Here is a 15,397-nt window from a genome sequence, read left to right as displayed (position 1 = left end):
CGCCCTCGTCCACCAGCTTGGCCAGGCTCACCAGGGTCTCCTTCTCGAACTCCGAGCCCACGAAGATCGACAGCGCCATGGCCGAGACGTTGAGCCGGATGGCGTCCTCGATGGACACGGTGATGTCCTCGTTGGACAGTTCCTTCAGGATGCTGGTGCCGCCGGACACCCGCAGCACCACCGGCGCCTGCATGTTGGCGTCCACCGCGGTCCGCAGCACGCCGCGGGTGAGCATGATGGCGTCCGCGTGGGGCAGCAGCGGCTCGATGGTCTCCCGCGGCTGCTCCAGTCCGCTCGTCGGACCGAGAAAATAGCCGTGGTCCACGGCCAACATCACGCAACGCCCGTCCGACGGCTGGATGATGCGCGCCATTCTGTTTTCCATACCCCAGTGCATGTGATCCCCCTGCGTTCAAGCTTTCTGGTCTGGATGCTGTCCGAACTGAGAAACGACCTATCACATACCGCGGCCGGCCGCGAGTCCGGGCCGTCGCGGATGCCTATCCGGCAATGCCGAGGAACAGCAGGATGGCGCGGTCTATTCGTCGCATGTCCGTGGCGGAGAGAGAACCAATGCGTCGGCTCAGGCGTTCCCGGCGGACGGTCGTGATCTTGTCGACCATGACACGACAGACCTCGCGCAAGCCGTTCTCGGGGCCGGGCATGAGATCCGTCCGAAACAGCGGTGCATCGGTCGGATCGCTGGTCAACGCACACACGGTCACGGAACTCAGGTGTTCGAAATGGTCGTTCTGAAGGATTACGACGGGCCTGGGCTTGCCGGTATAGTCGCCCCCTCCCGCCACGACCCACAGTTCGCCCCGTTTCACCGAGAGTCCATCTCGCTGACGGCGTCGATGAAGGCCTGATCGGCCTCGGCGTATTCGCTACCGGCCACCGCCAAGGACTGTTTCCGCGCCTCCTCCGGGAAGCCCGGCACACGGGTATCGGGCACCCATACCTGCAAGGGCCGGAGGCCCTGCTCGCGCAATCGGCTGCGATGCCGACGAACCTTGTCGTCCACCGTCTCAGGAGTCTTGGAAGTGCTTCTCACGAGCGATTCCTCCCATGGTTACATGTAACCTACGCCTCTTGATCCCGAGACGCAAGACGCCAAGGGGCGTCGGGTCTGTACCGCCGCTGTCAAGTTGACAGGTATGGGCCTTTCGGTTACGCAGGGGTCCGTGAGCACCCTTCCCAACCTCCCGCCAGGCGTAAGCAGCCACTACGTTCAGGTGGGCCAAATCCGCACCCATTACCTCGAAGCCGGCGTGGGCCGCGGCGCCACCGTCGTGCTGATCCACAGCGGTGAGTTCGGCGGCCGGGCCGAGTTCAGTTGGCGTTACAACATCGCGCAGCTCGGCGAGCACTTCCACGTCTACGCGCCGGACCTGGCCGGTTTCGGCCGCACCGACCTGGTGTACAACTTCAGCGATGCCGTGGGTTTCCGGCTCAAGCACGTCGACGGGTTCCTTCGCACCATGTGCCTCGGCCCGGTGCACCTCATCGGCAACTCCTTCGGCGGCGGCTTCTGCCTGCAGATGGCAACGGACCCGCGCTTCGACGTGGCCTCGGTCATTGCCGTGAGCGGTGGCGGCAAGGCGCCCGACAACGACGAACGCAAGATACTCACCGGTTACACCGGCGAGCGCGAGCAGATGCGCGACATCCTGCGCGTGTGCTTCTACGATGAGCGCTGGTGGGCCGACGACGTGGTGGAGGAGCGCTGGCAGGCGAGCCTGGAGCCGGGGGTGTGGGAGGCGTGCGCGGCCGCGCGCCTGGCGCCCTCGGGACAGCCTCGCGGCTTCCGTCCCGTGCGGCCCGACTACGGCAAGATCCGCTGCCCGGTGCTGATTGTAGCCGGCGCCCAGGACCCGCTGCGGTTCCCCACCTACGCCACCGACCTCCAGGCCGAGATACCCGGATCCGAAGTCAAGGTGTTCGAAAACTCGCGACACTGTTCCCACGCGGAGCACCCCGAGGAGTTCAACGCCTTGGCCATCGATTTCATCAAGCGGCACGCGGGCGATGCACAGGGGCACGCGGGGGAGGCGCAGGGTTCATGACGTGGGTTTCCGAGACCATGGAGGTCGATGGCGTCAAGCTGGGCGTGCGCCGGCGCGGGGAAGGCGCTCCGGTGGTGATCCTTTACGGCGACCAGCTCGAAACGCCGGTGCCGCCGTTCGACGACGCGCTGGCCGGGCGTTTCCAGGCCGTGGCGCCGTCCCTGCCCGGGGTGAACCGGTCGGAACTGCCCGGCTGGGCCGATACCATGGAAGACCTGGCCTTCCTGGGGCTCGACCTGCTCGAGGGTCTTGACGCGGGTCCGGTGAACGTCATCGGCCATGGCTTCGGCGGCTGGGTGGCGGCCGAGATGGCGGTGCGCGCGCACCAGCAGATCCGGCGCCTGGCGTTGATCGATTCGGTGGGCATCAAGGTTTCAACTCCCACCGTGCGCGACGTGCAGGACGTCTATGTCTACACGGTCCAGGAAATCGCCGAGTTGGCATGGCACGACCCGGCGGCCGCCAAGGCGCTCCGGTGGCCGGGCATGGAAGGCGTGGAAGGCGAAGAGCTGCTGACGCTGTTGCGCAACCGCCAGTCGGTGCTGAAGTTCGCCTGGCGTCCCTTCATGTACAACCCCAAGCTCTTGCGGCGGCTGGCCCGGGTACGGGTCCCCGCCCACCTGTTCTGGGGCGAGAGCGACCGGGTGGTGACCCCGGACTACGGCCGCGCGCTCCAGCAGGCCATTCCCGGCGCGGGCTTCACGGCCATACCCAACGCCGGCCACTACCCGCAGTGGGAGCAGCCCAAGGCCCTGGCCTGGGCGGTGACGAAGTTCCTGGAGAGTGAGTAAGTTGGCGTCCTTCGACTTCGCTGCGCTACGCTCAGGACGCCGTATCCCGTAGAGGAGGACCAGGACAATGCTGGCCTACCATTTCACCGAGATGCCCTATCCCTTCCTGCCGGACGACGCGGAGGAAACCTACGGGGCCATGCGCGTGACCCTGCCCAGCCGCTACTGCGACCCCAAGATCGCCCACGATCTCTACAACCGCTACCTCGACGAATACGAGTACGCCGACGAGTTGGGCCTGGAGATCATGCTCAACGAGCACCACGCTACCGCCACCTGCATGGCGGCCAACGTCTCCATCACCGCCGGCACCCTGGTGCGGCGCACCAAGCGAGCCAGGATCCTGGTGCTGGGCTTCCCGCTGGCGCACCGGAGCCCCATCCAGGTGGCCGAGGACGCCGCCATGCTGGACGTCATCTCCGGCGGCCGCCTCATCGCCGGCTTCGTCCGCGGCGTCGGAACCGAGATCCATCCCGCCAACACCAACCCCGCCGACACCCGGGAACGGATGCAGGAGGCCCACGACCTCATCATCAAGGCGTGGAAGACCCAGGACGTGTTCAACTGGGAGGGCAAGCACTACCACTACCGCTACGTCAACCCGTGGCCGCGGCCCTACCAGCAGCCCCATCCCCCCATCTGGATCACCGGCAGCCAGCCGGCGGCAGTCCCCTGGGTGGCGGACCACCACTACACCCTGGCCACCGTGCTGACCTCCTACGAACAGACCGAAGCCCTCTTCGGCGCCTACCGCAAGCGCTGCGAGGAGATGAACTACCCCGAGCCCGGCTCCGATAGGTTTGCCTACTGCGCCCTGACCTTCACCGGCGAGACCGACCAGAAGGCCGAGGAGGGCGGCCGCAAACTCCTCTGGTACCTCAACAAGCGCCGCCCCGTGGGCTTCTTCGCCCCGCCCGGATTCGTGCCCCCCCAGGGCCTCACCCGCTTCTTCGACCCCAAGGGCAACGCCCGCTACAACCGCACCTACGAAGACCTCATCAACCAGGGCGTCATCATCGCCGGCACCCCCAAGAAGGTCATCGAGAAGGTCAAGTACCTCCACGACCGCTGCGGCGTGGGGCACCTGCTCATGATGAACCAGGCGGGCTTCATGACGCATGAGGAAACCAAGCGGAGCATGGAGCTGTTTGCGACGGAGGTTTATCCGGAGTTGAAGACGTGGAATTGACTTGCCGAAAGCCGTCCCGAAATAGTATCGAGCGCCACAAACAGCCCGCGCAATTACGGAAAACGGCCTAGTCTGCCGCCGATCGCTGGCTCCACTCCATCCAAGAGCTATCGTATAGGTGCAATCCCTCAACCGGGAAGCCCATCAGGTAGAGCGCGAAGAACGGCGTAGCGGCGCGGACGCCGGAGTGGCAATAGAAGATGTGATCGTGCCCAGGTTCGAAGCTGGCACGCTGTAGCAGCGCGTCGATCTCGGCGGCGGTCCGGAACTCCGACGGCCGGCCTTCGTCCACCTTGCGGAATGCCCGCCAACCGATGAAGCGAGCCCAGCCGATGCGCCCGGGCGGCAGGCCGCCGATCCGCACCGACCCGTCCCATTCCTTCACATCGCGAGCGTCCCAGACGTGAGTTCCCCCGTCCGAGCGGGATTGGTGGACTTCGGCCATGTCGGCCGTCCAGCCCGCCACGGCGGGAGCCGCGACGAAATCCCCGGTCCTTGGGGTCGAGCGTCCGCGACCGCGATCAAAGTCGTATCCTGCCTCTTTCCAGGCAGTCAGGCCGCCGTCGAGGACCCGGACATCGGATTTCCCGTAGAGACGGAAGAGCCACCAAAGGCGCGCGGCGGCGTAGGCTTCGTCATAGACGACGACCGTGGAGTCGCTGTCGATCCCGAGCCCGCGCGCGAATTCCTGGAAGCGCTCACGGCTCACCGCCATGCCGGCCCGGCCCGTGTAGGCGCGGTGCCGGGCATGGAGGGCGCCGGGAATATGCCCTAGCAGCCAGGAGGCCCGGCGAACCGTGGCCAGCACGGCGGCAGCCAGCTTGCCACGAAGGAGATGGCGCGCGAGGCCTGCGCCACTCGCCCGCCCGCGGGATCGCCTTCTCTCAAGATTCGGCCGGATGAGCCGAAGAAACTGTTCGCAATGGTGGGGACGCTCGTGGTTTGCGTTGTCGTTTGACAACTTACATTGAAAAGGAATATCTGTGGAAAGAAAAAGGCATCCGAGCAAGGAGGTCGAGGCCGCGCTCAAGGCGCTGGAAGCTACGGGATGGACCGTTAAGGAAGCGAAGGGACACAGCGCACATGCTTGGGGTTACGTGCTCTGTCCCGCGAATGCGGGAGATGCCTGTCGTTCTGGCGTGTTCTGTCGGATGTCGATCTGGAGTACACCGCGCAGCCCACGTGCTCATGCACGCGAATTGCTCAGAAAGGCGGACGGCTGCGTGGTGAAGGGAGACAGCGACCATGACTGAGAAGGCGTTCGAGTTCGATCTGGTGTTAGCGCTGCCCGAGGGGGCGGACGAGGGAGCCATTCTCGATGCCCTCTACGAGGTGGGGTGCGATGACGCGGTCGTTGGCCTTGGTGCGTCGGGGCTCATCGGATTGGGGTTTACGCGTGCGGGGGAGGATCCGGAGGCGGTGATTTCCGAGACGGTGAAGCAGGTCTTGAAGGGCCTTCCCCAGGGGACGAGGCTTCGGGAGGTCAAGCCGGATCTGGTCAGCTTGGCGGATGTCGCCGCGCGGCTTAAGGTCACGCGGCAGGCCTTGCAAAAGAGGAGGATGCCGCCTCCCTCTCTGGGCGGGTTGTACAGAGCGTCCGAGATGCCACCTTATCTGGACGCTGTCCCGGGGAAACTGAAAGACGGATTTCGCGCCGCTGAGGCATGGTTCGCCGCCGCCCCCGGCGCACAACGCGTCAACTCCAGGATTGGTCTCGATGATTTCGAGCCCGCAAACTTAACTTATCTCCGCTAATCTTGCGGAGATAAGGGGCGTTATTCTCCGCATCCGCGCTCGCCGAGGACTACGACAGGATGGTTTCCGACGGCATGCTGTTGGGCGATGCCGAACCGTTCGACGCGCTCATCGAGCGCTGCGCGGATCTTGAGGCAAGGGCCAATCGGCGCTGAACTGGATACGCCGTAGCGACGTAACGTTCACCCCACAAACGCCCCGAACACCACACCGCTCACAATCGCGCCCACCACGCCGAATCCCACATAGGCGGCGAACACCTGCCATCTTACCAGCGACCACACCGCCACCATGGCGGGGACGCTGCTCACCGCGCCGGCCACCATGAAGGCCATGGCCGCGCCGACGCTCATGCCTTGCTCCATGAGGCCGGCGACGAGGGCGGGCGCGGCGTAGCCGTTGAGGTAGGCGGGCGCGCCCACCAAGGCGCCCATCACGATCGGGCCGGCACCCGTACCGCCGACGAGGCCCGCGATCAACGCGGCCGGCACGTAGGTGACGAGCAGGGCCTGGATCAGGTAGGCAAACACCAGCCACTTGACCAGGAAGCGCGTGTTCTCCAGCGCTTCGGAACGGAAAGTGCCCGCCCGCAACGGCTCGCGCCAGAATTGCCAGAGAATCGCGCCCGTCTCGAGGGTGGCGCCGCAGGCGCCGCAACCGCCGGCCGCGTCCGCCCGCAGAGGGGCGGCGAACGCATGGCGTCGGACGAGGAAACGTACACCGAAGCCGCCGAAGAGCCCGATGGCGACGGCCGCGGCCGCCTTCCCCAGCGCGAAGTCCCAGCCCAAGGCGGCGGCGGTAATGAGCGCGGCGGGAGGGTCGATGACGGGGGAGGACAGCCAGAAGGCCATGATGGCGGAGAGGGGCGCGCCCACCGCCAGCAGGCCGGCGATGAAGGGGATGACCTCGCAGGAGCAAAAGGGGGCGAGACCGCCGACAAGTGCCGCCAGAACGATCATGCGCGTCTCGCGTCCCTCGAAGGCGCGCGCCACGAGGGCCGTGGCTCCCGTCGCCTTGAGGTACGCGATGAGCAGGACGGCCGCGGCGATGTAGGGCACCGTTCCCGCGAACGCCGTCGCTGCGATCCGCAGGATGTCCGTCAGCCTGGCGATGTCGAGCGTCGCCACCGCGAGCGGAACTGCGAGCATGAGACCCCAGACCGACGCCACGCCCCGGAACCCCGCGCGCAACCCGTTGAATCCGTTCAGAACCAGCTCCGTCATGGCAAGCGTCAATCTCCGGGTATCCCGCGGAGATCGTGTTGGTTGTTCTCCGCAGCCGCTCCGCGACACCTTCACAAGTGTACCGGACAGGAGCCTAGGAGTCAGGTACGAGCACGGGTTTCAACGCTTCCCCGTCCCGGATGAGCTCGAATCCGCGCGGTGCCTCGGAGAGGGGCAGCACATGGCTGCGCACCGGCGCAAGATCGACGGCGCCCGCCGCCAGCAACTCGGTGGCGCGCTGCCAGGTCTGCCAGATCAGGCGGCCGTGGATGTTGTGCAGCACGGGGCATTTGAGCAGCCAGTAGGTGAAGTCGACAGGGATGGCCGACGGCGGCGCGCCCACCAGCCGGAAGTCGCCGCCCTTGGCGAGGGAGGCGAAGACGGCGTTGAATCCGGCTTCGCTGCCCGACAGCTCCATCCCCACGTCGACGCCCGCTCCGCCGGTCATGTCGCCCACCACGTTCGCCAGCTCTTCCTTGCCGGCATCCACCGCGCGGTCGGCGCCCATGGTCTCGGCGGCGCGGAGACGAAGCGGGTTGATGTCGCAGGCGATGACCCTGGCGGCGCCCAAGGCGCGCGCCGCCGCCACCGCCATGAGTCCGATGGGTCCGCAACCGTTCACCAGCACGGACAGCCCCGAAACGCCGGTGCCCGCGAGACAGGCGTGGACGGCGATGCCGAAGGGCTCCAGCATGGCCGCGGTCTCGTGCGGAAGGCCGGGCGGGTTCACCCATGCAATAGAAGCAGGCACCGTCACGTACTCGGCGAAGGCGCCGTCGATGTCGATGCCGGGGTAGCGGGTGTTCTCGCAAAGATGGGCGCGTCCGAGCCGGCAGGAGCGGCAACTCCCGCAGAATATGTGGCTTTCGAGGCTCACCCGGTCGCCGGCCGCGAGCCCCTCGACCCCAAGCCCGGCGGCTTCGACCGTGCCCGAGACTTCGTGGCCCAGGACCCGCGGCAGCACCATCCGGCGCGCCATGCGCGGCGCCCAGTTGTAGATCTGCATGTCGGTGCCGCAGACTCCGGCGGCGCCGACCCGGATCAATATCTCGCCGGGACCGGGATCGCGCGGCGCCATCTCGCGGACCGCGATACCGCCCACCTCGGGAGCGATCTTCTGAAGGCTCAGCAAGGGGTTCTCTACAGGTGGTAGATGTCCACCGGCCCTTCGAGCCGGTCGTCGATGAAGGTGATCTTCTTGCGCGCGATCTTGAGCGCGCCGTCGATCCGCTTGAACGCGAAGTCGTAGCGGCTGCCGCGGGTCTGTGCCCCTTTCTTGCCGTAGACGTGCACGATGCAGTTGGCGGTGGCCTCGACCTCGTCCTCCTCCGCGCGCTCCACCAGCACGTTGCCGATGACGTGCACCGTGCGGTCGAGTGGAAGCGAGGCCCAGGACTGGCGCGACTCGATGCGGAACACGCGGTCTTCCAGCCGGCCGCGGTCCTTGAGATAGAGCAGGTTGAGCTGGGTCTCGGGATCGGAGGTGGTCTCTTCCTCGCTGGCCCAGGCCGGAGCCCAGTACACGGCATCCTCGGCGTAGAGGTCGAGCCACTCGTTCCAGCGGCGCCGGTCCAGCAGCATGGCTTCGCGGTTGATCAGCGCCGCGACCTCGCGCTCCAGCCCGGCGTCGATGCCGTCCGTGCTCATCTAGTGTCCTGTCCGGTTAATTCGCACGATAATCTGCGGGTCTTTTTCGCCGTCGGCTGCGTTGCTCTTCCTCGCGTGGTGCCCGCCACTGCTCGTCATCGCGCCTTGCCGACGACGAAAAATCCTCCGCATATTATCATGCGAATCAACCGGACAGGACACTAGCGCCCGGTCCCGTTCTCCAGCCGGTCCAGCCATGCGCGGTAGAAACCGAGGAACATTCCCTCGTGTTCCCAGTCGGGGCACGACGCCACCGGCTCGAAGCCCAGGTCACGGGCGCCTTGGTCGGGGCCGGCGACCAGGGCGTCCAGGCCGCGGGTCATGTCGTTCCACTGGCTCGGCGGTCCCGTAGAGCCGTCCTGGACGGCTTCGAGCGCGGCGGCGTCGTCCGACGTCGCCATCCCGGCTGTCAGGTAGAAGTCCTCGAACTTCCTCAGGCGCGCCGCCCGCGCCGCCGGGCTCTCTCCCCTGGGCGCGACGCAGTAGACCGAGACCTCGGTCAAGGCGGGGGAGATGGGTTTCACCAGACGGATCTGCGTCGACGGGTTGTCCATCAGCATGACGTTGGGAAACACGTGGAGGTTGCGGCCGCGGTTGAGGATCCAGTCGGCCTCCGCCGGCTTGAGTTTCTCTTCGAGCCACGCCCGCGCCTCGTAGATCGGGCGGACGTGCGGAGTGATGTGTTGCGCCCACAGCCCCATGTGGCCGTTGCCGAGGTCGTAGGTGCCGCTGGGAACCTTGCCCCGGATGCGCCCGGACTCGGTCCGTCCCATCCCGGCGGTGGCGTCCCGGGCTTCGCGCTGGGCCGTGGTGGCGGCGAACACGCTGTGGAGGGTGGTCACGTGGTAGCCGTCGACGCTGTTCTCGGACTGGAGCTTCCAGTTGCCGTGGACCACGTAGGTGGAAGAGCCCGGCACGACCTCCAGCCCGTCTCGCGCCTGGTCGGCCAGGAGGTCGATCCAGCGCGCCGCGGCCGCCAGGTGGTCCGGGAGCGCGGGCACGTCGCTCCTCAGGCTCCCGAACACGAACCCCTTGTAGGAGTCGAGGGCGCCGATCCGGCGGAGGTCGAAGCGTCCGCCCGACCGTTCCTCGGCGGCGTAGCCCAACTCCTCGTTCTTGATGCTGATGCAGCGGCCGCCGCGGTCGTACACCCAGCCGTGGAAACGGCAGGTGAGCACATTCACGTTTCCCTGCTTGAGCGGGGTCAGCACCGCGCCCCGGTGGGAGCAGGAATTGATGTAGCAGCCCAGCGATCCGTCCGTCTGGCGCATGACGTAGACCGGCTGGCGGCCGATTTCCGTCGCCCAATAGTCGCCCGGCTTCTCCACCTGGCTCTCGTGGCAGAGGAAGACCCAGCCGCCCTCGAAGATGCGCTCGATCTCCGCCTCGAAGACCGCCTCGTCGGTATAGACCGCCCGGTCGACGCGATAGACTCCCTCGTCGACCCGGTCATCCACCAAGTGGCGGAACCTGCCGTTTTCCGTGCCACGGTTCATGCCATCGCTTGTCCGTTCATGCCGCATCATCGCCTTGCTACGCCGCGTGGGTGCCGTCTCGGTGCACAAGTCCGCGAATTGCAGTAAACTGCCTCGAAGGGTGCCCGTCACGGCCCAGCGACACGCTTCTCCCCGAAAATACAGGAAGTTTGTTGGATGGATCAAGGACGGATGCGCCGCGAAACGTGCTTTGGCGAATCGACCAGGCTGGAATTGATTGAATGACGGAACGCGTTTCCATTCTCGCGATCGGTGACGTGCACCTGGGCGCCGCCTGTTCGGGAGTGCCCGAGGGGATGGCGGATCGCGGCGTCGAGCCGCGTGAGTTGACGCCCGAGTCCGCGCTTGCGCGTTGCGTGGATTGGGCGGTGGAGGAGCGCGTCGACGCCGTGCTCTTCGCCGGCGACGTCGTGGAGAGCACCAACGCGAGATTCGAGGCCATGGCGCCGCTGGAGGAAAGCGTTCGGCGGCTGGTCGACGCCGGGATCGAGGTCATCGCCGTTGCCGGCAACCACGACGTCGAGGCCTTGCCGCGCCTCGCGGCCTTGATCGACGGTTTCGCCTTGCTCGGCGCCGGCGGCCGCTGGGAGGCGCGGACGATACCGAAGGACCGATCCCCCGTTGTTCAGGTGGTGGGCTGGTCCTTCGGTGAAGCGCGCGTGCGCCATAGCCCGGTGGCGGAACTTCTGAAACAGCCGCCGGCGCCGCCCTCGCCGCCGGTTCCCAGGATCGGTCTGCTGCACGCGGACCTGGACGCGTCCGGCGGATACTACGCACCCGTCCGGCAGTCGGAGCTGGACGATACCGGCTACGGCGCCTGGCTTCTGGGGCACATCCACAAGCCCTCGATCGAGGGACTGTCCGCCACCGGGACCCGCCCGTGCGGTTACCTCGGTTCGCTCGTGGGCCTCGACTTGTCGGAGACGGGTCCTCACGGCCCGTGGCTCCTCGAGGTGTCCCGCGAGGGCGACATCGCTTGCAGGCAGATTCCCCTGGCGCCCCTGCGATGGGAGCGCGTGACGGTGCCGGTGGACGGGCTCGAGCATGTCGACGACGTGCACGACCGTTTGATGAGCGAGGCCGAGAGCCTCGTGCGCCGGCTCGGGGAAGTGGGCTTCCTCCCTCGGGCCATTGGTTTGCGTGTGCACCTCACCGGGACGGCCGGCTGTTACGACGGACTGCGGCGCTGGATCGAGGGCGAAGCGTGGCACTCCATGGGCCGGGTGGTCGACGGCACCGGCGTGTTTCTCTGCGAAGTCGTCGACGCCATGGCGCCGCCGTTGGACCTGGAGGCCATTGCTTCGGGAGACGATCCCGCCGCCCTGGTGGCGCAGCGGCTCCTGATGCTCGGGCGCGACGATGACGGGTCGAGGAAGCTCCTCGCGGAGGCGCGCGCGGAGATGGACGGAACCGCTCGCGAGTTGGTCTGGCAGCCCGTTCAGGAACACCGCCATGCCGCGGACCCCCTGTCGGACGATGCCCTGCGCGAGGTGCTCCTGCGGGCGGGAAGGGCGGTTCTCAACGCCATGATCGCCGGCCGCGGGCAAGGCGGTTCGACGTGAAACTGAAGCGGCTGGCCATCAATCGGCTTCGGGGCATCAGCCAGCCCTTCGAGATCGAAGCGGCCGGGGCGGGCTTCCACGTCGTATTCGGACCCAACGGAATCGGCAAGTCGAGCATCTGTCGTGCCGTGGAAGGGCTGTACTGGGAAGACCGCCATCCTTCTCCGCTCACGTCGGTAACCGGAGAGTTCGAGTGGGACGGTGAATCGTGGTGGGGACACCGCGACGGAACGCGCGTTGCTTGGCAGCGCAACGGCACGGGCAGCGTTTCTCCGGGTCTTCCCTCGTCGCACCATGAGCGTTGCTTCTTTCTGCGCCTGCGGGACCTGATCGAACCGTCCCGGGACGGCGCCGCCGACATCGCGTTGGAGATACGGCGCCAGATGTCCGGCGGATTCGACCTGGACGAGATTGCCGCCGACCTCTTCCCCGCCGCGAACCGCGGCCGGCGCCAACGCGACAGCTTCAACAGGGCCTCGGAAGAGGTGGAGAAGGCGTTGGTACGGCAGGCCGGCCTCCAGCGGCGCGCGGATCAGCTCGGAAGGTTGAAGAGCCTCCTCGCGGAATCGGAAGCCGCCGCCCGACGGCGCGCTTTCGTGGAGCGCGCCGTCGGGCTCACGCGCCGCCGAAAGGAACTGGCCCGCGTCATGGAGCAGATCGCGGCCTTGCCCGAGCCGCTGGCCAGGTTCACCGGCAAGGAGGCCGACGAGGTCCGGCGGTACCAGGACCAGGCGGACACGCTCACCGAGCGGGTGCGTTCCCTGGAACAGGGCTTGCACCGGGCGCGCGAGACCCGGCGGGAGACCGCGCTCGACGGTCCCATCGAACGGGCCGAGCTGACGGTGTGGCGCCGGAAGGCGGAAGAGTTGCGCCGTGTCGAACAGGATCTCGATGCGGCGCGCGGCGAACGCGGGGCCACCCGGAAAGAGCTTGTTTCGGCCTTGTCGGCCATCGGCGGCGCGGACGTCGACAAGGCATCGTTCACGCTGTCCGAACACCGGGAGCTGTTCGACTTCCTGCGTTCCAGCCAGGCCCACGGCACCCGCGCGGCCGCCATTCGGGAACGGCTGCGTCTCATCGAGCGTATCGATGTACCGGAAGGCGCCGAGCAACGACTCGCGACGTACCGGGACGCAATGGAGGCCCTGCATTCGTGGCTGCGCGTGCCCGAACCGGACGGTCTTGTCCGCCGGGTTCGCGACCGTTGGCCCTGGTTTCTGCTTGCTCTCGCGCTGGTGCTGGCCGGCGTCGGACTGGTCGCCCTGGCCGATCCCGGCGCCGACTTCATCGGCTCCCTCCTCGGCGATCTCGGCCCGGGCCTGCCCTCCGGGTCCGTTTCCCTTGCCGCACTGCTTCTGGGGCTCGGCGTCGGAGCGGCATTGTCCGTGCTCCTGATGGGCGATCAGGCGCGCTCCAAGGCCGCCAGAAAGGCCGCGCGGGAGGCATTCGAAAGATCGGCCGTCGACGGCCCCGACAAGTGGGAGCTTTCGTCCGTGGCGGCGCTCGCGCGTCAACTGGAACGCCAGGCTGCGGCGACCGAGTCCTGGTTGCAGCGGGCGCGTGACCGCGACGTGGAACGGCAGGCCCTCGAAACCGAGCTGGAGGGTTTGTCCGGACAGGAGGCCGACCTCGCGGCCCGCCGGGAGGAACTGCGGGGCAGGCTGGGCATGGATGCGCTTCCACACGACGCGGAGCTCGTGGACTTTGCCCGCGCCCTGGACCAGCTCCGCCAGGCCCGTGCCCGGGACGAAGCCGCGGCTGGCAAGGTGGAAGGCCTTGAACGACAGCACGCGGGCCTCCTGGCGGAACTGGCTGCGGTCCTGGAGCAGTATGGGGAGCCGGCGCCCGGAGACGCCGCCACGGCCGGGGCGCGTATCCACGACCTTGCGGACCGCAACACGCGTTTGGAGAACGCCATCTCCGAGGAACGCAACGTGGCCGTTCAACTCGACGAGAATGCCGCCAACCTGGAAGCGGCCCTCGCCGTCATCCGGCGAATCTACTCCGAGGCTTCCTTGAACGAAGGTGATTTCGACGGCCTCCTGACGCTTCTCGGCTCGTTGCAGCGTTATCACGACCTGGTGGGGGAGAGGACTCGCCTTGAGGGCCAGATCGGCCTCGACCGCGCGGAGCTCGACAAGGCCGGGGAATCCGCCCTGGCCGATTGCGACGAGCCGACCCTTGATGAGATCAAGGAGGAACTATCGGAACAGGAGTCGAGCGCGAGCGAGTTGCGGACCGAGATCGCCGAGATCACCTTCGAGATGAACGCGGCCAGGCGCGGCAACGGGATGCGCGAACTCCTCGCCGCCCGTGAAGCCGCCCGCGCCGGGTTGCGGGACCTCCGCGACCGGGCGCTGTTCGCGAAGGCGGGGCGATTCTTCATCCACGCGGTCGAAGCGGAGTACGAGCACAACCGGTTGCCGCGCGTCTTCGAACGCGCCCGCAACCACTTCTCCGAATTCACTCACCATCATTTCCAACTGGAGCTGGACAAGGGCGGCGAGACTCCCCGGCTGTTCGCGCGCGAAGCGCGCAGCGGGGAAGCGCGGGAACTGGATGAGCTGTCGGACGGCACGCGCGCCCAATTGCTGTTGGCGGCGCGCATCGCGTACGCCGGGGAGGTGGAGCAGGGAAAGGTCCTGCCGCTGTTTCTCGATGAAGCGCTGGACCAGAGCGACCCTCAGCGGTTCGAGGCCATCGTGCGCGGTCTCGGGCGCGTGGCCAGGGAACAGGATCGCCAGATCTTCTATCTCACCAGCGACCCTCTGGACGTCGACCGCATCCGGGACGCCCTCGGCAAGGAGGATTGTTGCATTGCCTCGGCCATCGACCTGGGCCGGATACGAACGCAGACCGCGAGCGTGAGCGGAGCGGATGCGCTCCGCGTCGATCCGGGACCGGCGGTTCCGGCGCCCGAGCAGCTTTCCCTCGAGGAGTACGGCGCGGCGCTCGCCGTGCCGGAGTTCCGTCCGGAGCTCGGCTGCACGGATCAACATTTCTACTATGTGCTGTGGGACGACTTGGACCTGCTGCACGATTTCCTGTCGAACGGCGTCGAGCGGGCGGGACAGTGGCGGACGGTTCGCGGCACGCCCCTCGCCGAGAGTCTGGGGTCCCGTTCCATCACTCCCGCGGAGATCACCGCGCGGCTGGAGCTGCTAGAGGTCTTTTACGAGTTGTGGACGCAGGGAAGGAACCGGCCCGTCGACCGTGGCGCGCTGGAAGAGAGCGGCGTCCTGACCGACCGCTACCTGGAGGACGTGGTGGACATCGCGCGGGAGCTGGACGGCGATCCCGTGAGGCTCCTCGCCGCCCTCCACGAAACCCGGGACCCGCGGTTGCGCGGTTTCCGCCAGACGAGCGTCGAACGGCTGCGGCGCTACCTGGCCGACACCGGCTACCTCGACGAACGCCCCGTCCTCACCGAGTCCGAACTGGTGCTGCGCGCCTGCACCACCCCCGTCGCCGCCCGACTGCCCGACCGCCTCGCCAACGACTGCCTCAAGCGCTGGTGGGGCTGGGCGCGGAACTCGTCCGAACCCGGATCACGATGACGTCGCCGTGGCGAGGCCGTACCAGTCTGCTTGCACAAGTGTGACGAACGCGACGTTGCTAGTGTGGTGTCTGGTTAATTCGCAGCATAATATGCGGAGGATTTTTCGTTG

At 67.1% G+C, this 15,397-nt stretch carries 14 protein-coding genes and 1 pseudogene; 7 read left to right on the top strand and 8 right to left on the bottom strand.

The window, feature by feature from the left end; translation table 11 throughout:
* The 3 genes from OXU42_05750 to OXU42_05740 form a co-directional block, all read right to left on the bottom strand.
* Positions 1–397, bottom strand: a 397-nt coding sequence (locus OXU42_05750; GenBank protein ID MDE0028895.1) for a 3-hydroxy-5-phosphonooxypentane-2,4-dione thiolase LsrF, incomplete at its 3' end; no start/stop codon positions are given.
* A gap of 103 nt (positions 398–500) precedes the next feature.
* A complete protein-coding gene (locus tag OXU42_05745; protein MDE0028894.1) occupies positions 501–830 on the bottom strand; it encodes a type II toxin-antitoxin system PemK/MazF family toxin in 330 nt (109 codons plus the stop codon).
* The gene (locus tag OXU42_05740) at positions 827–1,054 is read right to left on the bottom strand and encodes an antitoxin MazE family protein (GenBank protein MDE0028893.1); all 228 of its coding nucleotides are present in this window, start codon (positions 1,052–1,054) and stop codon (positions 827–829) included. Before OXU42_05740 ends, OXU42_05745 begins: the two co-directional genes overlap by 4 nt.
* Before the next feature lie 130 nt (positions 1,055–1,184).
* Here OXU42_05740 and OXU42_05735 point away from each other — a divergent pair, with 130 nt between their 5' ends.
* From OXU42_05735 to OXU42_05725, 3 genes are all read left to right on the top strand, one after another.
* Complete coding sequence (locus tag OXU42_05735) at positions 1,185–2,066, top strand: alpha/beta fold hydrolase (protein ID MDE0028892.1); 882 nt, start codon at positions 1,185–1,187, stop codon at positions 2,064–2,066.
* A complete protein-coding gene (locus tag OXU42_05730; GenBank protein MDE0028891.1) occupies positions 2,063–2,857 on the top strand; it encodes an alpha/beta hydrolase in 795 nt (264 codons plus the stop codon). The genes OXU42_05735 and OXU42_05730 overlap by 4 nt, the downstream gene beginning before the upstream one ends.
* A 67-nt stretch (positions 2,858–2,924) precedes the next feature.
* A complete protein-coding gene (locus OXU42_05725) occupies positions 2,925–4,046 on the top strand; it encodes an LLM class flavin-dependent oxidoreductase (protein ID MDE0028890.1) in 1,122 nt (373 codons plus the stop codon).
* Positions 4,047–4,113: 67 nt separating this feature from the next.
* Here OXU42_05725 and OXU42_05720 read toward each other — a convergent pair whose 3' ends face one another.
* Positions 4,114–4,854: a rhodanese-like domain-containing protein gene (locus OXU42_05720; GenBank protein MDE0028889.1), complete on the bottom strand. Its 741-nt coding sequence runs from the start codon at positions 4,852–4,854 to the stop codon at positions 4,114–4,116.
* Between the two features lie 437 nt (positions 4,855–5,291).
* On the opposite strand from OXU42_05720, the gene OXU42_05715 reads away from it, so the two are divergent.
* Complete coding sequence (locus OXU42_05715) at positions 5,292–5,801, top strand: hypothetical protein (protein ID MDE0028888.1); 510 nt, start codon at positions 5,292–5,294, stop codon at positions 5,799–5,801.
* 35 nt (positions 5,802–5,836) lie between these two features.
* Positions 5,837–5,956, top strand: a pseudogene (locus tag OXU42_05710) (nucleotidyl transferase AbiEii/AbiGii toxin family protein).
* A 27-nt stretch (positions 5,957–5,983) separates the two neighbouring features.
* Here the strand turns inward: OXU42_05710 and OXU42_05705 are convergent.
* From OXU42_05705 to OXU42_05690, 4 genes are all read right to left on the bottom strand, one after another.
* Entirely contained in the window at positions 5,984–7,024 is a 1,041-nt protein-coding gene (locus OXU42_05705; GenBank protein ID MDE0028887.1) for a permease, read from the bottom strand.
* Positions 7,025–7,118: 94 nt separating this feature from the next.
* The gene (locus tag OXU42_05700) at positions 7,119–8,156 is read right to left on the bottom strand and encodes an alcohol dehydrogenase catalytic domain-containing protein (protein MDE0028886.1); all 1,038 of its coding nucleotides are present in this window, start codon (positions 8,154–8,156) and stop codon (positions 7,119–7,121) included.
* Between the two features lie 8 nt (positions 8,157–8,164).
* Complete coding sequence (locus tag OXU42_05695; GenBank protein ID MDE0028885.1) at positions 8,165–8,671, bottom strand: aromatic-ring-hydroxylating dioxygenase subunit beta; 507 nt, start codon at positions 8,669–8,671, stop codon at positions 8,165–8,167.
* 161 nt (positions 8,672–8,832) lie between these two features.
* Entirely contained in the window at positions 8,833–10,167 is a 1,335-nt protein-coding gene (locus OXU42_05690) for a Rieske 2Fe-2S domain-containing protein (protein MDE0028884.1), read from the bottom strand.
* Between the two features lie 221 nt (positions 10,168–10,388).
* On the opposite strand from OXU42_05690, the gene OXU42_05685 reads away from it, so the two are divergent.
* Complete coding sequence (locus OXU42_05685) at positions 10,389–11,729, top strand: DNA repair exonuclease (GenBank protein ID MDE0028883.1); 1,341 nt, start codon at positions 10,389–10,391, stop codon at positions 11,727–11,729.
* Positions 11,726–15,286: an AAA family ATPase gene (locus OXU42_05680; GenBank protein MDE0028882.1), complete on the top strand. Its 3,561-nt coding sequence runs from the start codon at positions 11,726–11,728 to the stop codon at positions 15,284–15,286. Before OXU42_05685 ends, OXU42_05680 begins: the two co-directional genes overlap by 4 nt.
* The last annotated feature ends 111 nt before the right edge of the window (positions 15,287–15,397 follow it).

This window comes from Deltaproteobacteria bacterium (genome assembly GCA_028818775.1).
Taxonomy (GTDB): domain Bacteria; phylum Desulfobacterota; class Binatia; order UBA9968; family JAJDTQ01; genus JAJDTQ01.
This window is presented reverse-complemented; position numbering and strand designations above follow the sequence as displayed.

Bases quoted from the DNA above. Each gene is read 5' to 3' on its own strand.
- OXU42_05730 (MDE0028891.1), top strand. From the start codon at position 2,063: ATGACGTGGGTTTCCGAGACCATGGAGGTCGATGGCGTCAAGCTGGGC.
- OXU42_05695 (MDE0028885.1), bottom strand. From the start codon at position 8,671: ATGAGCACGGACGGCATCGACGCCGGGCTGGAGCGCGAGGTCGCGGCG.
- OXU42_05690 (MDE0028884.1), bottom strand. From the start codon at position 10,167: ATGAACCGTGGCACGGAAAACGGCAGGTTCCGCCACTTGGTGGATGAC.
- OXU42_05685 (MDE0028883.1), top strand. From the start codon at position 10,389: ATGACGGAACGCGTTTCCATTCTCGCGATCGGTGACGTGCACCTGGGC.
- OXU42_05705 (MDE0028887.1), bottom strand. From the start codon at position 7,024: ATGACGGAGCTGGTTCTGAACGGATTCAACGGGTTGCGCGCGGGGTTC.
- OXU42_05715 (MDE0028888.1), top strand. From the start codon at position 5,292: ATGACTGAGAAGGCGTTCGAGTTCGATCTGGTGTTAGCGCTGCCCGAG.
- OXU42_05725 (MDE0028890.1), top strand. From the start codon at position 2,925: ATGCTGGCCTACCATTTCACCGAGATGCCCTATCCCTTCCTGCCGGAC.